This is a genomic window from Streptomyces sp. NPDC059247 (assembly GCF_042754005.1).
Classification (GTDB): domain Bacteria; phylum Actinomycetota; class Actinomycetes; order Streptomycetales; family Streptomycetaceae; genus Streptomyces.
Window position 1 is genome coordinate 280,005 of record NZ_JBHYZW010000005.1, and the last position, 19,003, is coordinate 299,007.

General features: G+C 74.9%; 13 protein-coding genes. All 13 read right to left on the reverse strand.

Features of this window, described 5'->3' with window-relative positions; genetic code table 11:
• Window positions 1-232: 232 nt before the first annotated feature.
• A complete protein-coding gene (locus tag ACFXGN_RS13100; protein ID WP_384857750.1) occupies window positions 233-2,788 on the reverse strand; it encodes a VWA domain-containing protein in 2,556 nt (851 codons plus the stop codon).
• 8 nt (window positions 2,789-2,796) lie between these two features.
• Entirely contained in the window at window positions 2,797-3,438 is a 642-nt protein-coding gene (locus ACFXGN_RS13105; protein ID WP_384857436.1) for a Pycsar system effector family protein, read from the reverse strand.
• Window positions 3,435-5,114 (reverse strand): hypothetical protein, encoded by a 1,680-nt coding sequence (locus ACFXGN_RS13110; RefSeq protein ID WP_384857439.1) that lies wholly within the window; start codon window positions 5,112-5,114, stop codon window positions 3,435-3,437. The genes ACFXGN_RS13105 and ACFXGN_RS13110 overlap by 4 nt, the downstream gene beginning before the upstream one ends.
• Window positions 5,111-7,600 carry a hypothetical protein gene (locus ACFXGN_RS13115; protein ID WP_384857443.1) on the reverse strand — a complete coding sequence of 830 codons (2,490 nt, stop codon included), beginning with the start codon at window positions 7,598-7,600 and terminating at the stop codon, window positions 5,111-5,113. Before ACFXGN_RS13115 ends, ACFXGN_RS13110 begins: the two co-directional genes overlap by 4 nt.
• 6 nt (window positions 7,601-7,606) lie before the next feature.
• On the reverse strand, window positions 7,607-8,590 hold the full coding sequence (locus ACFXGN_RS13120; RefSeq protein ID WP_384857445.1) for a hypothetical protein: 984 nt from the start codon (window positions 8,588-8,590) through the stop codon (window positions 7,607-7,609).
• A gap of 92 nt (window positions 8,591-8,682) precedes the next feature.
• On the reverse strand, window positions 8,683-9,408 hold the full coding sequence (locus ACFXGN_RS13125) for a Crp/Fnr family transcriptional regulator (RefSeq protein ID WP_384857753.1): 726 nt from the start codon (window positions 9,406-9,408) through the stop codon (window positions 8,683-8,685).
• A 447-nt stretch (window positions 9,409-9,855) separates the two neighbouring features.
• Window positions 9,856-12,405: a polynucleotide kinase-phosphatase gene (locus tag ACFXGN_RS13130; protein WP_384857449.1), complete on the reverse strand. Its 2,550-nt coding sequence runs from the start codon at window positions 12,403-12,405 to the stop codon at window positions 9,856-9,858.
• Entirely contained in the window at window positions 12,402-13,874 is a 1,473-nt protein-coding gene (locus tag ACFXGN_RS13135; RefSeq protein ID WP_384857452.1) for a 3' terminal RNA ribose 2'-O-methyltransferase Hen1, read from the reverse strand. Before ACFXGN_RS13135 ends, ACFXGN_RS13130 begins: the two co-directional genes overlap by 4 nt.
• A 170-nt stretch (window positions 13,875-14,044) precedes the next feature.
• Window positions 14,045-14,956: a homocysteine S-methyltransferase gene (gene mmuM / locus ACFXGN_RS13140; RefSeq protein ID WP_384857454.1), complete on the reverse strand. Its 912-nt coding sequence runs from the start codon at window positions 14,954-14,956 to the stop codon at window positions 14,045-14,047.
• 13 nt (window positions 14,957-14,969) lie between these two features.
• A complete protein-coding gene (locus ACFXGN_RS13145; RefSeq protein WP_384857457.1) occupies window positions 14,970-15,893 on the reverse strand; it encodes an LLM class F420-dependent oxidoreductase in 924 nt (307 codons plus the stop codon).
• A gap of 586 nt (window positions 15,894-16,479) precedes the next feature.
• On the reverse strand, window positions 16,480-16,965 hold the full coding sequence (locus tag ACFXGN_RS13150) for a DUF6099 family protein (RefSeq protein ID WP_384857460.1): 486 nt from the start codon (window positions 16,963-16,965) through the stop codon (window positions 16,480-16,482).
• A gap of 127 nt (window positions 16,966-17,092) precedes the next feature.
• Window positions 17,093-17,518 (reverse strand): nucleotide pyrophosphohydrolase, encoded by a 426-nt coding sequence (locus ACFXGN_RS13155; RefSeq protein WP_384857463.1) that lies wholly within the window; start codon window positions 17,516-17,518, stop codon window positions 17,093-17,095.
• A 63-nt stretch (window positions 17,519-17,581) separates the two neighbouring features.
• Window positions 17,582-18,982, reverse strand: coding sequence for an AAA family ATPase (locus ACFXGN_RS13160; RefSeq protein WP_384857466.1), 1,401 nt, complete (start codon window positions 18,980-18,982; stop codon window positions 17,582-17,584).
• Window positions 18,983-19,003: the final 21 nt, after the last annotated feature.

Sequence of the window (19,003 nt, forward strand, 5' to 3'; positions counted from 1 at the left end):
GTTGGGGGCCGGCCGGTGGGCGGTCGGCCGGTTTCCGGGAACCGGCCGGCACCCGTCACCGGCCCGTTCCCGGGACGGACCGGTGACGGGACGGCAGGTCCGGGGCCGTCCGGTCCTGGGCCGTGCTCCGGTCCTGGGCCGTGCTCCGGTCCTGGGCCGTGCTCCGGTCGGCCGGACGGGGTCCGTCCGGAGCCGGTCGGGTGATCGGTCCGTTCAGAAGTCGTCGTCGTGTTCAGAAGTTGTTGTCGTAGTCACCGCCCGCGTCGGGGAAGGTGCCCGCGCCCGGGTCGCCGGACCGGCCCTCGGGGCCCGTACGGCCGCCCGTACGCGCTCCGGGACCGCCGACGGGCTCGGCGCGCCGGGCCGCGCCGGGCCGCCGGGCCCACCAGCCGGTGCGGGACCCGCGGTTCCGGCGCCCGGCGCCGGTACGGCCTCCGGTGCCGTCCCGGCCGTCGCCGCGCGGGGCCGCGCGACCGCTCCGTACGACCAGTTCGTGGTCGCCGACGCCGGTCGGTTCACCGGATCTGAGCGGGACCTGACCGCCGCCCCGCAGGCGCAGCAGCAGCTCGCCCGCTCCGTCGCGGCGCAGCACATGGGCGGTGGAGGCGGAGCCGCCGGGGACCCGGCGGAGGGTCGGGGGCGCCCCGTAGGGCTCGTCCACGGTGAAGGCGAAGGCGCCGCCGGGGGACTGTCCCCGGCGCACGGTCAGCGAGTCCAGCGGCCTTCCCTCCTGGCACAGTTCGAGAGTGACGCCGGTCAGGTCGCGGCGGCGGCGCCGGGCGGCGAGCCGGATCCCGGCGAAGGCGCCCGCGAGGAGGGCGACGGCCGCGCCCGCCGCCACGGCCCGCCACCACCGGTCCCACCAGGTCGGCGGGGCCACCACCCGGACGTCCAGGAAGGTGCCGCGCAGGGCCCGGTCGCCGTCTCCGGTGTCCACGGCGGTGACCTGGCCGCCGAGTTCGCCGAGGGGCGTGCCCGGACCGACGGTGACGGTGAAGGGGACGCTGACGGCCTTGTTCGGCGGGGCGGTGACGGTCGCCGGGGTGATGGCGAGTTCCGCGCCGGGGACCTGGTCCGCCAGGGCGAGGCGCAGGGTGTGCGGCGCGGTGTCGTTGTTGGTGACGGCGAGGGTGCCGTGGACGGTGCCGCCGGGGTGGACGGTGACGGCGTCGGTGACGAGCCCGGCGGTCACGAGGGGGACGCCGTCGGCGGCGCGGGCGTGCAGCGGACGCCGGTCGGAGACGATGCCGGGGGCGGCCATCCTGGTGAGGAGTTCCAGGTCGCCGGTGGCTCCGGCGGGCAGCGTGAACGTACCGGTGAACCGCACGTCCCCGGCCCTGGTGTCGGGGGCCCTGCCGTCGTCGGCGAGCCGGAAGGAGACCGGGCTGAAGCCGTCGCCGCTGAGATCGGCCGTGACGGCGAGCCCGGCGAGCTGGCCCGGGTCGGTGATGACGACTCCGCGCCGGGTCTGCATCCGCACCTCCACCGTGACCTTCTCGCCGGGGCGCGGGGACGCGGGGTCGAGGACGACCGTGGAGCGGAGCCGTCCCTGCCAGATGGCCCGGACGGCGACCTCGCGGTCGCCGTGGCCCTCCGGGGCCTCGATGTGCACCCGCCAGCGGCCGGGCAGCGGGTTCGTGACGCGGAGCGCCTCGACGGGGCCGTTCTGGCCGCTCACCTCGAAGACGGAGCCGTCGAGTTCGCCCTGGGCGGGGACCTTGCGGCCCGCCGGGTCGTAGTAGGTGACCCGTACCTTCGGATCGTGCTTGGCGACGGTCAGGGAGCCGTCGGTGGCGATGGGCGGGATGGTGACGGTCAGGTCGGCGGGGGGCTTGCCCACGGTGCCGTGCGCGATCCGGGCGCAGCGGGCGGCGGCGAAGGTCTCCTGGAGCGCCGTGTCGATCCCGGCGGAGGTGCCCACGACCCGCATCCGGGGGACGGAGCCGGGGATTCCGGAGCAGGCGCCCCGGTAGCCGCCCCCGGCCATGGCGGTGAGGGCGGCGCGGTCGATCTCGCCGCCGAAGCCGAGGGGCCAGATCTGGACGCCCGCGGCGCGGGCGCGGGCGAGTTCCTCGGTGAGCCTGCGGGCGCCGTTGGCCTGTCGGCTGTCGCGGTCGGTGCCGTACTCGGGGCTGTCGGCGACGTCGAGCCGCCCGTCGGTGAGCAGGAAGACGACCTTGGGGACGGCGGGTGTCCCGGCGGCGGTGGGCGTCCGGCCCTCGGTGAGACGGGTGACGGCCTGCCGGACGGCGGCGGGGAAATCGGTGCCGGGGCCGGTGCGGGCGGAGTCGCGGTCGTTCAGGAGCTGGACGCAGTCGCTGAGCCGCTGGCGGCCCGCCGCGTCGACGGCGATGAGCGGGCAGACCTCGCGGACGGGTGACTGGCCGGGCTTCTCGGAGCTGCCGAAGCCGATGACGGTGGCCCGTGAGCGTTCCGATATCTCGCCCTGGCTGATGAGCGCCGCCGCCTCGGTCTCGCGCGCGAGGTCCTTGTCGGCGAGGCTGGCCGACTGGTCGACGACGACGGCGAAGTCGATGGGGTCGGGCCCGTCGGCGGGATCGACGGGGGCGACGGGGGCGAGCGGGGCGGCGGGGACGCGCAGGGCGGCTCGGGCGTACGGGAAGACCGGGACGTACGGGGCTGCCGGGGCGTGCGGGACCACCGCCGGGGCGGCCGGGCGCGCGGGCGTACCGGGCGCGCCCGTGGCGGTGGTCGCCGCGAACGGTCCGGAGAGGGCGACGAGCGCCCCGGCGAGGAGCAGGACGCTCCCCCTGGTGGTCCACTGCATGTTCACTCTCACCACAGTTCGCTGAAGAGGGCCAGAAGGGCGCCGAGCGCGAGCGCGGAGACGCCCAGGCGCAGCCACCGGTACTTCGCGGCGAGCACCAGACCGTGCACACCGGCCTGTTCGAGGAGCCAGCCGGTGGCGTCCGTACCGGTGGCGGCGAGCCGGGCGCGCAGCGCGGGTCCGGTCGGGCCCGCCGTCAGCTCGCGCAGCAGCGTGCGGTCGGCGCCGATCCGGGTGCGCGGCAGCACCACGGAGACGAGCATCACCGCACCGGCCGTCCACAGCGCTCCCGCGAGCAGCAGGAACACGAGTCCCGTCCCGGCGGTGGGCAGGGGGGAACGCTCCCCCGAGAAGACGACGGCGAGGAAGGCGAGCGCGCCGGAGAGCAGGATCGCGGCCTTGGTGTCGGCCCGCCCGATGTCCTCGCGGACGGTGGAGAGCAGGTGCTCCGCCATGAACCTCAGCTCCTCCTCCCGGAGCGCGGGGACCGGGTGCGGCCCGGTCCCCGCCGGGGACTCCCGTACGGGACGGGCCGCCGGACCCCGTACGGGACCGGGGACGGACTCCCGTACGGGACCGGGACCGTCCCCGGGCCCCCGTACGGGATCCGGCGGGGGCGCCGGGTCCGGTATCGGGACCGGCGCGGTCATGTCTCGTCCCAGTCGTCGAAGGCGGAACTGGCCCTGCCGGGGCGGGTGGTCCGCCGGGACCGGTCGTAGGGGTCGTCGCGGTCGTAGCGGTCGTTCCGCTCGTAGGAGTCGGTCCGCCCGTAGGAGTCGTCCGGGTCGTAGCGGTCGTGGCCCCCGTCCCGGCGGTCGGCGGGGGCTTCGTCCCGGGGGGCGTCGTCGTTCCCGTCGCGGGTGTCGTCGTCACGGGACCGCGACCGGTCGCGCCGCCTCCCCCGCTCCCGTTCCCGCTCCCGTTCCCGCTCCCGTTCGGAGCCCGACTCGACGCGGGTCGGCTCGTACACCCGGGGATCGCGGGGCGCGTCCCCGTGCTCCCCGTGTTCCTCGTCCCAGTCGGGGAAGCTCGGTTCGGGGAGGCCGGGCCCCGGGTCGAGGCGGCGGCGCCCGGTGTCGCCCGGCGGGTTGAGCACCCGGTCGGTGATGCCGCCGAGGACGCTGCCGGTCTGGGTCCGCAGATACATGAGCACCTGGTACATCTGCTCGCCGATGTCGTGCCGTTCGAGGACCCCGGTGTCCAGGAGCCGGTTGAAGACGGCCAGGTAGTCCTCCTGGCTCTCCCGCCGCTCCCGCTGGAGCTGGGTGCGGATCTCCCACTGCTTGTCGGGGTTCATCGCCATGTGGTGGGCGATCTGCGCGAGGTCGCCGCGCCGGAAGAGGGCCTCCATCTCGCGGGCGCGGTCGGCGATCAGGGCCCGCTCGGCGGCCTCCCGGCGCCGCTCGGCCTCGGCGACGCGCTCGTCCGCCTCCATGGTGACGCCGACCCGGTCCCGCCGGGAGACCTCCGCCTTGACGGAGTCGTCGAGGTCGATGAAGACGAGGACCCGGGTGCGCAGGCCGATGTCCCGGCCGAAGCTGAGCCGGCCGGCGGCCAGCTCCTCCCGCACGGCTTCGTCGGCGCGCTGCGCCTCGGTGATCCGGAATCTCCTGGAGAGCCTGCGCAGACCGTCGAGCAGTTCGTCGTGGAGCAGTTCGGCGACGTCCTCGACCTGTTCGCGGACGACCAGGTGCGGGTCGGTCACCACCCACTGGACCTTGGCGACGGCTTCGAAGAAGACGCCGTCCCCGGCGGCCGGGAGCTGGAGCCTGAACTCGGTGACGTTCCGCCCCAGCCGCACCTCGAAGACGGTGTAGGGGGTGCCGAACATCGGCTTGTTCACGTCCTCGGTACGGTCCGGCCAGATGATCCGGTGGCCGCCGTTGCGGTAGAGGAGAACGGCGGCGACCCGGCCGCTCCTGCGCCGGTACGGGGGCGCGTACTCACCGACCAGCGGTCCGCGCGGCCGACCGCCCCCGCCGGAGGCGGAACCGGAAGCGGAACCGGAGTCGGGGCCCCCGCCAGGGCCGTCGTACGGGTCGCCGCCCGGCCGTCCCCGCGCCGCGCCGTCCCGCTCACCGCCCGGGGCGTCCGGGTCCCGGTCCGTGTCCCGGTCCGGGTCCTCCGCGTCGTCGCGACCGCCCCTGCGACCGCCGTTCTGCCCCTCGTACCGCTGCCGTTCCCGGCCGTCCCCGGCGCGGGCCCGCTCGTCACGGGCACGGGCGCGGGCGCGGCCGTCGCGGTCCGGGTCGTACGCCCGCTCCCCGTCCTGCGGGCGCGCCCGCTCGTCCCGCCGCGGGTTCCTGTCCTGTTCGGGCCCGGTCATCGGTTCGCTCCTTCCGTCACGGCGTCCCACATGCGGCGCGCCGCTTCACGGTCCAGGGGCCTGTCACGGTCCCTGACCAGTTCGTTCAGCAGGCCCCTGAGCCGGTCGCGGTCGCGGCGGTCCACCGCGAGGAGCGGCAGGAAGCCACCGACGTGCCCGAGCGACTCCGGGTCCTTCGCGGCCCGCCGCAGCAGACCGCCGAGCGCCTCCAGGGCAGCTTCCCCGGATCGGGCCGTGGTCAGTGCGTGGCGCAGCAACCAAGCCAGCGGAGGGGCGAGTTCCGGCCGGGTGGCGAGCAGGGCGACGAGCAGCGGACGGGACGCGTGTCCGTCGAGTTCGGGCACCTCGCGCAGCCCCCACAGATGGGTGGTGCGGGTGGTGAGCGTCCGGATGACGGAGAGGTGCACGAGGTTGGCCAGATTGAGCCGTCCGTCCTCCAGCCAGTGCCGGAGCCTGCGGAGCACCGGCCCGGGTTCGCCGGAGGCGAGCAGCCGGGCCACGCTGAAGGAGGCGGGCACGAGGACCTCGATGTCGGTCGCCTCGCGGGCCCTGACGACCCGGGCCAGCGCGTCGAGGGAGCCGGGGACGCTCCCGGCGGCCAGGACGTAGCCGTGGGCGAGCAGGGCGGTCCTGACGAGGGACTCCTCGCCCGATCCCGCCCAGTCCTTGAGCACGGCGGCGACGGCGGGCCGGACGCGCGGGTCGCGGGCGGACTCGGCGAGGGCGGTCGCGGCGGCCATGTGGGCGACCGGTTCGTCGGTGACGGCCAGCGGGACGACCAGTTCGCGGAAGCCGTGGATCCAGTCCCAGGAGCAGAGCACTCCGGCCGCGATGGACGCCCGCACCCACACCTCGGGGCGGGGGTCGTCGCACAGGGCCCGCAGCCAGCGGGCGACCGGGCCGCGCACGTTGTGGTAGCCGTGCCACACCTCGCCGAGGACGGCCCCGGCGAGGGCCTCGCCCTGGAAGCGGACGGCCCGCACCGGGACCTTGGCCGGTCCGAGGTCCAGTTCGCCGTCCTCCAGGACGGCGCGGGCCTGCACCGGGCGGTGTTCGGCGTGGGTACCGAACAGGCGCCGTCCCGGGGCGTGTTCGGGGTCGAGGGTGACGGCGAGTTCCCAGGAGAGGAGTTCGGCGGCCTCGGCGGCGAGACTGTAGGCGGAGCCGTCGAAGACGGCGACGGCGATGCGGAACGCCCCGGCGTTCAGCGCGGGCAGCGCCTCCGGGAGCGCCCCCGGCCGGTCGGCCCCGGCGAACCACTCGCGGGCCTGCGACCGTACGAACGACCGGCACTCCACGAGGAGCCGGTCGTCCGACATCTCCCCGCGCCAGTGTCCGGCGAGGTGGTCGGCGAGCCGGGCGGCCTCGCGGGGGCGGAGCTCCTCCAGACCGAGCGCGGCGACGACCTCCCGCCGTCCGGCGTGCGCCCGCGCCTCTCCGACGGCCTCGTCGGACTCGGCGCGCAGCCGGTGCCAGAGGTGCCGCTGGAGGACCTCCTCGGCGGGCGGCGGCGCGCAGTACATCCCGTACCGGCCGCGCAGCAGCCGGTCGGCGAGTTCCCCGTCCTCGACGAGGACGACGCCGTACGCGTCCCGCCCGCGCAGCAGGTCCCCGAAGCGGTCCAGGTGCAGTTCGCTGAGCCGGGTCGCGGGACGGCGGCGGGAGGTGTTCCCCTCGCCCCGGCCGCCGGGGGGCTCGCTCTCGGCGCGCACGTCCTCGGCGAGCAGTTCGAGGAGGTGTCCGCCGCCCTCCTGGAGGACGTCCTCGGTGATCTCGTCGACGCCGTGGCGCGGGTCGAGCCGGAAGACCCTCCCGCCGGTCAGTTCGTCGAGGAGGGCGAGCGCGGTGGCCTTCCGGCCGCTGCCGGGCTCGCCGCACAGGACGAGCACCCGGTGGTCGCGGAGCCGGTCCCGCATCCGGGGGTACGCGGCGGTCGCGCAGTACACCCGCCCCAGGTGGTCGAGGGTCTCCCTCGGCACGGGGCCCTGGACGAAGTGCGCGGCGCGGTCGGAGCCGTACAGGGCGAAGATCTGGTTGCCCTCGAAGACCGTGCCGTCGCCGTGGATGGTGGTGAGCCGGTCGGCCCCGCCGCCCGCCCAGGTGCGGACGGCCCGGCGGGCGGTGGCGGCGCCGCCGGTGTCTCCCTCGCCCCCGAGGGGCCCCCGTTCGGCGGCGGCGAAGACGCTGGGCTCGCGGGGCGGCTGGTCGCCGCCCTCGGACGGGTCCCTGCGGGGATCGCCGTCCCGGCCCCCGCGCTCGCCCCTCTCGCCCCGGTCACCCCTCTCGCCGCGACCACCCCGGTCGCTTCGGTCACCCCGATCGCCTCGGCCTCCCCGGTCGCTCCGGTCACCCCGGTCACCGCGCTCGTTCCGGTCACCGCGGTCGGAGCCCCGGTCCGCGCCCCGGTCCTGGGCGTCCCCCCGGTCGCCGTACCCCGGCCCGGAGTCCGGGTCGCCGTGCGGCGCGCCCTCGTCCTCGTCGCTCACCGCGCCTCACCCGCCCCGGGCCCGGCGTCCGCCGCCGAGTCCGCGAGGGGGTCCCCCGCCGCGTCCCTCCCCTGGACCTCGCCCTTCCCCTGGACCCCGCCCTTCCCCCTGGACCCGTCCCCGCCCGCGCCGGGCCCGGGGCGCGCGTCCTTCCGGATGCCGGTGAACCCGCCGTGGATGGTGTTGCCGTGGACGTCGAGCAGATCGCCCCCGACCCGGTACGTACGGTTCCCTCCACCGGCCCGGGGCGTTGGGGCCGCCCCCCCCCCCCGCCCCAACGCCGGTCCGTGGCCCCTCCGCCGCCCGCTCCCCTCGGGCGGACGGCGTCGGCGGCGCCCCCTCGTCCCCCCGCGCCCGGTCCCCGTCGGCTCCGAGGAGCGGCGGCGCGGGGAGGCGCGGCACGTGGAACCAGGCGGTCTCGTCGGTCTCCTTGGCGCGGACCCGGGCCGCCCGGTAGTGACCGGGCTCCACGTACCGCCCGCCCTCGGCGACCACGCTCGCGTACAGCCAGTCCGAGACGACGACCAGCAGGTCGACCCCGGGGGCCTCGTCCATGATCCGCTTGGCCGGGGCGCTGTCGCAGAGCCGGGCGGCGAGGTCCACCGCACGGCCCACGAGCCCGTGCCGGTCCCGGACGACGAGCCCCGCGTTCATCCCGATCCGCAGCCGCAGCGGCGCCCCGCGCCCCTGGTTGTGGTCGCGCAGGCTCTCGTACAGGGTGTCGATCCACCGGCCGACCATCAGCGTCGGCGGCACGTCGGGCCGCAGCGCGGCGAGGATGCCGTCCCCCCGGTCCTCCTGGTGGAAGGTGCCGGGCTCGACGCCGACCGAGCCGAACGCCTCGTCGAACGCCTCGTACATCGCCGCCCGCTGGAGCTTCTTCTCCGCCAGGTCCAGCGACCCGGAGCCGCAGATGTCCCCGAAGACCACGAACCGGTGGATCCCGGCCGGTTCGCCGCCCGCTTGCCCGTTCCGTCCCGCAGTGCTCACTCTCGGACTCCCTGTGTGATGCCCCGGTGCCGTTCGTGCCGTGATGCCGTGCGTCCAGACTGACCGCGTCCCGCGATCGGCGATGTAGCCGTTTACACACCCGGCGGAGATTCGTCCGCCGAACCCGCGCCGGGGCGGGCGCGCCCCTCCGCGAGCAGCACGAGCACCCGCATGTCGAGGACGACGACGGTGCGGTGCGCGGTGCGGACCACGCCCTGCTCCCGCAGCAGCCGCAGGGCCTTGGCCACCGCCTCCCGGGTGGCCCCGACGGCGGCGGCCAGATCGTGCTGCGGAAGCGGGAGTTCCAGTACGGTCCCGGTGTCGCCCCGCCGTCCGGCGCGTTCGGCCAGTTCGACGAGCCGGGCCGCGAGACGCTGGAGGACGGTCTCGGAGGCGAGCGAGCGGCGCTCCACGTCGGCGCTGCGCAGCCGGGTGGCGAGCTGCCGCAGGATCAGCGAGGTGGCGTGCGGCCGGGCGGCGAGGAAGCGCCGGAACCGGTCACCGGAGATCGCCACCGCCTCGACCGTGCCGAGGGCGGTGACGCTGGCGCTGCGCGGGCGCCGGTCCACGGCGGCGAGGTCCCCCACGACCTCGCCCTCGCCCCGGAGGGCGAGGATGAGCCGCGAGCCGCGCTCGGTGCCGACCGAGACGACGGCCCAGCCGGAGAGGAGCGCGAGGACGTAGGCGCTGGTGTCGCGTTCGCGGATCATCACCTCCCCGGGCGCGAAGACCCGCCGGGCGCCCTCGGCGAGCAGCGCCCTGCGGTCGGCGGGCGGGAGGGCGTGGAGAAACGACCGGTCCTGGCCGAAGAGACTCACCGCGCTCACCCCCGTACCGTCGTCGGGCCCTCCGGGGAAGACCGCCTGCCGGTGATCGACCGGCGCGTTCGCGCGTACGTTTCCGTCCCATGCGCCTTGTGACGTCACGTTGTTGACGCTGTGTCACGTCACGGGGTGAAGAACGCTAGAGGTACGGGGGAAACGCGTCAACCGGCACGGGGGGCGCAGGGGAGCGCCACCCCCGACACCCCTGCGCCCCCGTGATGTGCCCACGGAATCCCCACGAGAACCTCCCGGAGACCGCACACCCCTCCACCGGACACCACCCGGGGAACGAATGGATCGCCACCTTTCCCTTCCGCGCGGCCCCGCCCCGGCCGCGAACCCGCCCACGGCTCCACCCGGGACCCGGGACCGGTGACCCGGGACCGGTGACCCGGGACCGGTGACCCGGGACCGGGGGAGGCTTCGCCTCCGCCCGGCCGCTCAGAGCCTAGGGTCCACCGGTTCCGACTCCAGGGCGAGGACCGCGAAGACGGTCTCGTGGACCCGCCAGAGCGGTTCCCCGTCCGCGAGCCGGTCGAGCGCTTCGAGGCCGAGCGCGTACTCACGGAGCGCGAGCGAACGCTTGTGCCCGAGGGAACGCTGCCGCAGCCGCTCCAGGTTCTCCGGCCGCGTGTACTCGGGACCGTAGATGATCCGCAGGTACTCCCGGCCGCGCACCTTCACGCCCGGCTGCGCGAGCCGTCCCTTCCGGTCGCGGACGAGCGCGGCCAACGGCTTGACCACCATGCCCTCGCCGCCCGCACCGGTCAGCTCCAGCCACCAGTCCGTGCCCGCGCGGACCGACTCCTCGTCGCCCGTGTCGACGACCAGCCTGCGGGTGACCTGGAGGAGACCCGTCGGATCGTGCTCCACGAGCCGGTCGAGCCAGGAGAGCTGCTCGTCGTGCGGCACCGCCGCCAGCGAACGCCCGCGCGCCGCGAGCACCTGGAACGGCGCGAACCGCACACCGTCCAGGTCCTCGGTCGGCCAGCAGTACCTCCGGTACGCCTCCGTGAAGGCCGCCGCGTCCACCGTCCGCTCCCGCTGCCGCCCGAGCAGCCCGTCCACGCCCCCGACCCCGCGCGCCACCGCCCGTTCGAGCGCGGAGACCGCTTCCGGCAGGACCGCCCCCGAAGCCGCGCCGACCGCCGCGTACTGCGCGCGCAGCAGCCCCATCGACTTGAGCGACCACGGCATCAGCTCGCCGTCGAGCAGCAGCCAGTCCGTGTCCAGTTCGGCCCACAGCCCGGCGGCCCCGATCGCGGTCCGCAGCCGGTCGAGGACCCGCTCGGTGACCTCCCGGTCGTCGAAGAAGGGCCGTCCGGTACGGGTGTGGAGCGCTCCGGTCACCCCCTCCTCCTCGACGCCGAACCGCTCGCGGGCCGCCGCCGCGTCCCGGCAGACCAGGGCCACGGCCCGGGAGCCCATGTGCTTCTCCTCGCACACGACCCGCTCGACGCCGTCCGCCCGGTACTGGGCGAAGGCCTCGGCCGGGTGCTCCAGATAACCGTCCTCCTTCGAGGTCGCGGTCGGCGCCATCGTCGGCGGCAGATGGGCGAGCAGCCGCGGATCGACCGCGAACCGGCTCATCACCTCCAGGGCCGCCGCCGCGTTCTCCTCCCGTACGGCGACGTTCCCGAACTGCCGGGTCTCCACGGTCCGCCGCCCGTGCACGTCGGCCAGGTCGAGGGGCCGCCCCTGATGCCCGCCGGGCACCCCGGTGGCGAGCGGCCTCGCCGGCTCGTACCAGACCCGTTCGGCCGGTACGTCGACGAGTTCCCGCTCGGGCCAGCGCAGCGCGGTCATCTTCCCGCCGAAGACGACCCCGGTGTCGAGACAGAGGGTGTTGTTGATCCACGAGGTGTCGGGCACGGGCGTGTGCCCGTAGACGACGGCCGCCCGCCCACGGTAATCCTCCGCCCACGGATAGCGCACCGGCAGCCCGAACTCGTCGGTCTCGCCCGTGGTGTCCCCGTACAGCGCGTGCGACCGCACCCGCCCGGACGTACGGCCGTGGTACTTCTCCGGCAGCCCGGCGTGACACACGACGAGGTTCCCGCCGTCGAGGACGTAGTGGCTGACGAGCCCGTCGATGAACCGTCCGACCTCGGCGCGGAACTCCTCGCTCTCCCGCCCCAGCTGCTCGATCGTCTCGGCGAGACCGTGGGTCTCCCGCACCTTCCGGCCCTTCAGCCAACGGCCGAGCTTGTTCTCGTGGTTCCCGGGGACGCACAGCGCGTCGCCCGAGGCGACCATCCCCATCACCCGGCGCAGCACCCCCGGCGAATCGGGCCCCCGGTCCACGAGGTCGCCGACGAAGACCGCCGTACGCCCCTCGGGGTGACGGCCGTCGACGTAGCCGAGCCGCGCGAGCAGGGTCTCCAGCTCGGAACGGCAGCCGTGCACGTCACCGATCACGTCGAACGGCCCGGTCAGCTGACGCAGATCGTTGAAACGGCGCTCCATGACGACCTCGGCCGCCTCGACCTCCTCGACGGAACGCAGCACATGGACCTTCCGGAAGCCCTCCCGTTCCAGACCGCGCAGCGAGCGGCGCAGCTCGCGCCGGTGCCGTCCGATGACGTGCGCGGGCATGTCCGCCCGGTCGGGACGGCCCTCGTTGCGCTCCCGGCACACCGCCTCGGGCAGATCGAGGACGATCGCGACGGGCAGCACGTCGTGCTCCCGGGCCAGCCGCACCAGCTGCCGCCGCGCCTCCTGCTGCACATTGGTCGCGTCGACGACCGTCAGCCGTCCCGCCGCGAGACGCTTGCCCGCGATGTAGTGGAGGACGTCGAAGGCGTCCCGGCTCGCCGACTGGTCGTTCTCGTCGTCGGCGACGAGCCCCCGGCAGAAGTCGGAGGACATGATCTCGGTCGGCTTGAAGTGCCGCCGCGCGAAAGTGGACTTGCCGGAACCGGTGGCCCCGACGAGCACCACCAGGGACAGGTCGGGGACGGGGAGCGCCCGGCGCTCGACGGGAACGGTCATGCCCGTCCCTCCTTCTCCATGGGCAGGTCGGCGGTACGGGTGAAGACGGCCATCTGGGTGGGCGGACCGACCTCCGGGTCGTCCGGGCCGACGGGGGTGAACCCGACGCCGTACCCGTACCGCCCGGCGACCGTCTCCGCCCAGCTCCGGAACTCCTCGCGGGTCCACTCGAAACGGTGGTCGCCGTGCCGGACGTGCCCGGCGGGCAGCGACTCCCAGCGCACGTTGTACTCGACGTTCGGCGTCGTCACCACCACCGTGCGCGGCTTCGCCGCACCGAACACCGCGTACTCCAGGGCCGGCAGCCTCGACAGGTCCAGGTGCTCGATCACCTCGCTGAGCACGGCCGCGTCATAACCGCCCAGACGCTTGTCGGTGTACGCGAGCGAGCCCTGCACCAGACGGACGCGGGCCGCCTGCCGCTCCCCCATCCGGTCGAGCCGCAGCCGCCGCGCGGCCACGGTCAGCGCGCGGACCGACACGTCGACGCCGACGACCTCCGTGAACCGGACGTCCCTGAGCAGCGCCTGCACCAACTGGCCCTGGCCGCACCCCAGATCGAGGACACGGGCCGCCCCCGCCGACGTCAGGACGGCGAGGATCGCCGCCCGCCGCCGCTCGGCCAGCGGCACCGGCCGATCCTCGGTGTCCTCCGTCTCGTCGACGGCGTTGTCCACCTCGTCCACGTCCAGCCCCTCGGCCTCCGCGAGCCGCACCAGCTCCAGCCGTTCCGTCGCCTCCCGCGCCAGACCCCGGCGCCGGGACAGGTACCGGGCGGTGATCAGCTCGCGCTCGGGGTGCCCGGCGAGCCAGCCGTCCCCGGCACGCAGCAGCTTGTCCACCTCGTCGGGCGCGACCCAGTAGTGCTTGGCGTCGTCGAGCACCGGCAGCAGGACGTACAGATGGTTGAGGGCGTCCGCGAGCCGCAGCTCCCCCTCCAGGACCAGCCGCACGTACCGCGAGTCGCCCCACTCGGGGAACCGCCCGTCCAGAGCCAGCGGCTCGGCCTCCACCGTGTCCCAGCCCAAGGGCCCGAACAACGCGCGCACCAGCCTGGGCCCGCCCCGCGCGGGCAGCACCGGCACCTCCACCCGCAGCGGCAACGGCGCCGCCGCCCGCTCCGGCATCGCCCCGCACACCCCGTGCAGCGCCGTCTTGAAGACCTTCGCCAACGCCACCGCCAGCAGCGAGGACGCCGCGTAGGGCCGGTCGTTCACATACTGCGCGAGCGCCGAATCCGGCGCACCACCCCTGCCCTTGCCCCTCCCCCGGCGCACCAACGCCACGGGGTCCACCTCCAGAAGGAGCGCCGCCGTACACCGCTCGACGCCCGCCTCCGGATAGAAGACGTGCGCCGCGCCGTGAGAAGTCGAGAACACCTGCGCCCGCTCAGGATGCTTGTGCAGCAGAAAGCCGAGATCGGTCGCGGGACTCTCCGGATCGCCGGTCGTACTGATCGTCAGGAACACACGGTCGAGTATGTCGACCCCCCACCCACGGCGACCACGCATTTTCGGGGGAGGGGGAGAGGGAGAGGCGAGCGGGGGGAGGGGGGAGGGGGCGCTTGCCCCGGGAGGCTCCTCTCGGGAGCACCTTTCGGGGGGGGCTCCCCCTCCCCCCCTCCCCCCTCCCCTTCCCCTCAGACCCGATACGTCGACAAAGCCGCGTCGACGTCCTCGATCACTCTCGGGCCGACCCGGCAGCAGCCGCCGATCAGGCGGGCGCCCGCCGTGGCCCAGTCGGTGGCGCGGGCCGGGTCGAAGGTGGAGCCGCCGTGCCAGTCGTGCGCGGCGGCGTCCCACCGTTCCCCGCTGTTCGGGTAGACCACGCCCGGCCGTCCGGTCACGGCGACGGCGAGCGCCACGGCGTCCCTCGCCCCGGCCGGGTCGCAGCAGTTCACTCCGACCGCCACGACCTGTTCGTTCCCGGCGGCGACCGCGAAGGCCTCCGCGAGGTCCTGCCCGGCCCGGGTCCGGCCGCCGTCCACCGTGTACGAGAGCCACACCGGCACCCCGCACCCCTCGGCGGCCCGCAGCAGGGCCTCGGCCTCCTCCATGTCCGGCACGGTCTCCAGCGCCAGCACGTCGGGCCCCGCCTCGGCGAGCGCCTCGATCCGTGGACGGTGGAACGCCTCCAGTTCCCGTACGGACAACCCGTACCGTCCCCGGTACTCGCTGCCGTCCGCGAGCATCGCGCCGTACGGTCCGACCGACGCCGCGACCCACACCTCCTCGCCGGTTCGTTCGCCCGCCGCCCTCGCCAGCTCCACGCTCCGGGCGAACAGCCCTGCCGTCTCCTTCCTGTCCATGCCCCGCTCGGCGAAGCCTTCGAAGGTCGCCTGGTAGCCGGAGCTGATCAGCACCCGCGCCCCGGCCCGTACGTACGCCGTGTGGGCCGCCTCGATCTGCTCGGGGCCGTCCGCGAGGAGCCGGGCGGACCAGAGCGCGTCCGAGAGGTCGCATCCCTGCGCCTCCAGTTGGTTGGAGAGTCCGCCGTCGAGGACGAGGACGCCCGTCCTGAGGGCTTCGGCCAGTGCGCGGGCCGGTTTCATCGGGCTGCCCCGCTCATCCCAGCTGTGACTGGACCCGGGAGGAGATCAGCTCCAGGTGGTCCAGGTCGTCCAGGTCGAGGACCTGGAGGTAGACCCGGGAGGAGCCGACGGCCGCGTACCGCCCCAGTTTGTCGACGACCTCGGCGGGTGAACCCGCGAGCCCGTTGGCCTTCAGCTCGGCCACGTCCCGCCCGATGGCTTCGGCACGCCGGGCCACTTCGGCGTCGTCCTTGCCGACGCAGACGACCAGCGCGTTGGAGTACACGAGGTCGCCGGGTGCCCGCCCGATGGCCTCGGCGGCGGCCCGGACCCGGCCGAACTGCCGCTCGGTGTCCTCCAGGGAGGCGAACGGGATGTTGAACTCGTCCGCGTACCGCGCGGCCAGGCGCGGTGTGCGGCTCGCTCCGTGTCCGCCGATGAGGACCGGGATGCGGTCCTGCGCGGGCTTGGGCAGTGCGGGCGATTCGGTGAGCTGGTAGTACGTGCCGTCGTAGCTGAAGGTCTCGCCGACCTCGGTCTCCCACAGACCGGTGACGATCGCCAGCTGCTCCTCCAGCCGGGCGAACTTCTCCTTCGGGAACGGGATGCCGTAGGCCTTGTGCTCCTCCTCGAACCAGCCCGCGCCGAGTCCCAGTTCGACCCGGCCGCCGGACATCCGGTCCACTTGGGCGACCTGGATGGCGAGGACGCCGGGCAGCCGGAACGTACCGGCTGTCATCAGTGTGCCGAGCCTGATCCGCCGGGTCTCCCGGGCGAGCCCGGCCAGGGTGATCCAGGCGTCCGTCGGCCCGGGAAGCCCATCGGCGGAACCCATCCGGAGATAATGGTCCGACCGGAAGAAGGCGTCGAATCCGAGTTCCTCGGTGGCGCGGGCCACGGCGAGGAGGGTGTCGTAGTCGGCCCCCTGCTGGGGCTCCGTGAAGATGCGAAGGTCCATGCCTCCATCCTGCACCGCCCGGTGCGGGTCGACCTTTCCGTCAGCCCGCCGGGGTCCCGCCCCGGTCGGGTGAATATCGCGCCCTCCTGGTGGGCGGCGTCCGCCCCGGTCAGTGACCGTGACCCGGCGCCCGTCGTCGGCTCGGGCGGAGCCCGACCGCCCGGCCCACGTGCCGACGGCCGATGCCGGTGCGCCGCTCTCTTCCGTGTCCCGCCCTCGTCGGGGTCCGGACCGAGGAGTCCCCCGGGTCCCGGGAAGCCGCGCCGGAGCGGGCCGTACCCGAGCCGCCGGTGTCGCGGTCCGTGCCCGAGCGGAAGGGATGCTGTGCCGCCAAGGGCCTGCTCCAGCAGATGGAGGAGCCGATGGCGGCGCTCTCCGCCGATCTCACCCGGTCGGACGCCGACCACCGGTCCGCCGCCGACCGCCAGGAGGCGGAACACGGCACGGCGGAGCTTCGCGCGGAGGCGGAGGAAGGTGGTCCGCGGGAGGGCGCCGGTCCCCACACGCCGGTCCGTCGTGCGGCGGACCGCCACGAGCCCGGACAGCACGGGCACCACCGCTTCCAGCGCGTCCGCCGCCGCTCCCCTCATGACGGGCCCCGTCCGGGGCCCGCCCGGCCGCGCGCCGGGTCGGGAGGGCGGGCCCGCTCCCCGTCGCGCACCGCGAGACGGTGCAGCATTCCCCGCACCCGGTCGCTCGACTCGTCCGCCGCGTCGATGGCCTCGATGCACGCCCAGTAGAGCCCTTCCTCGTCGGTGGCGCACGCCACCCCGACGAGGGCGATCCCCACTTCTCCGAGCAGTGCCCCCAGCGCGGTCAACGCCCCGTGGGGGTCGGCTACTTCCGTCAGCCGGGCCGCCCTCGGGCCGCCGGGCCCCCAGGCCGGGGAGTCGCCGGTCTCGCTCAGCCCCCGCGCCTCGCCGCGCAGTTCCTGCGGTCCGCAGAGCGCGAGCCGGTTCCCTATGGCCTGGGCGAGGGCCTGGGCCTGCCAGGCTTCCGCCACGATGTCCTGCGCCGTGCCGCTCTCCGCCAACGCCTGTCGGCCGAGCCCGATGAGCCGTTCCGCCTCCATCAACACCGCCCCCGTTCGAACGACTTATCCACTCATTCATTCCATTACCCAGAGTGAGGCAGGCTGAGCCCCAACGGCAGGGGAATTCGGAAATCTGTGGACAGGCGGCCCGACGGGGACAAGTCGATCACTCCGAAGAGTGACGATCTCCGTCCGGAGCCGCCTCGGAAGCCTCTTCCGCGCCGGCTCCCGGGGTCGTCCCGGGGTCCTTCGTCGTCTCTTCGCCGCTCTTCCGCGCCGGGAAGCGGACTTCGTTCCGCTTGATCTTGGCCGCGAGCGCCTCCAGCGGATCGACCCCGAGTACCGCGCAGAACTGGAGGAGGTAGGCGAGCACGTCCGCCACCTCGTCCGCCACCCGGTGCGCGGACTCGGGTTCTTCCATCACCCGTTCGGCCTGCTCAGGCGTCAACCACTGGAAGATCTCCAGGAGTTCGGACGCCTCCACGCTGAGGGCCGCCGCCAGGTTCTTGGGGGTGTGGAAGGGCTGCCAGTCGCGGGCGGCCGCGAATGCGGCCAGCCTGCGCTGCAGTCCCGCTACGTCGTTGTCGGTCATCCGCCCAGGTCTACCACCCTTCTCCTCCCCCACCCGTCACGGGCCTGGCGGACGGGGCGGCCCTCATGGCTCCAGGTCCACCACGGTCACCCCCGGCATCGGGCGCGCCATCCCCCCCGTCCGCGAGCCTGCCGTGCCCGCGAGCCGGATGTGTCCGTCGGCGGCGATGTCCACGGCCAGTCCGAGCAGTCCGCGCGCCTGCCGCTCGTCGAGCCCCCGGTCGAGGCCGTCCGCGAGCAGTGTCAGGGACTGCATGGCGTCGGGCACCTCGGCGATCCGGTCCATAGCGAGGACTCCGGGGCCGGTGAGCAGTGTCAGCGCGAGTGCCAGGTAACGCAGTTCGCCGTCGCCGAGGCGACTGAGCGGGGTGACGGGACGGCCGCCCCGTTCGAGGACCGCGCGGACGGTGCCCTCGGGCAGTTCCTGGACGCCGACTCCCGTGACGGCGCCGACGCAGCCCGCCCCCGCCACGGTGGCGAAGCGCTGGTGGCGGCGCGGGCAGTCGTTGTGGGTGCGATGCAGGACCTCGGCGAGGTTGTCGCAGCCGCGCCGCAGGCGTCCCTCGCCCACGGGTACGGGCGCCCGCATCCCCTCCGGCCGGGGGTCGCAGGAGAAGGCCGACCGGAGTCCGATGACGACCTGTTCGGCGGCGGCGAGGACCTCCAGTTGCCCCTTGGTCTTGCCCGCGACCCTCAGCGGCAGCAGGGCCGTACCGAGGAGGTCGTCGGGGAGCGGGGCGCGGGTGACGGGGGTGGTGCCCGCGGTGTGCCATTCGGCCTGGACGCTGGAGCGGCCGGGGTCGCGCAGCGCGGTGGAGAGCAGGGTGCGACCGCGGCCGGTGAGCCGTTCGCCGACGATGCGGAGCTCGGGTTCCGCCTGGACCGCGAGATCGAGGTGGACGGGGCCCTCGGGCCCGTCGACGGTGCATCCGATCCGGAAGCCGCGCCTGCCCTGGGCGTCGGGCCTGGCGCGCTCGGGGACGAGGTCCGCGGCGTCGGGGAAGACCTCTTCGAGCGGGTCGCCCGCGCCGAGCCGGGCGAGTGCCTCGTACGCCCTCAGGGTGGTGGACTTGCCGCTGCCGCTGGGTCCGGCGAAGAGCGTGACGGGTCCCAGGGGGAGGGTGGCGGAGCGGTGACCGGCGAAGGCGGACAGGCGCAGTTCGGTGACGGCTGGCCGGGTGTGGAGCCGCCCGCCGCTCCCGCCCCGCTGTCCGGGTGGGACGGCGGCGGCCGGAGCGGCGGGGGCCGGGACTCGTGGAGCCGGACCGGCCTGGGCCGGGACCAGAGCGTCGGCGGCCGGGGCGGGGGCGTCGACGGCCGGGCCGGGGGCGGACGATGCCGGAGGGGCGAAGGCCGTGGCCGGGCCGGTGGCGGCCGTGGTCCGGGCGGGGGCGGCCGGGGAGGGGACGGCGGGGAAAGAGGCGTCTGGCGTGCGGGCGAGCGCGGGGCCGCCGGTGAGATCCATGCCCGGACCGTACGCAGTCCA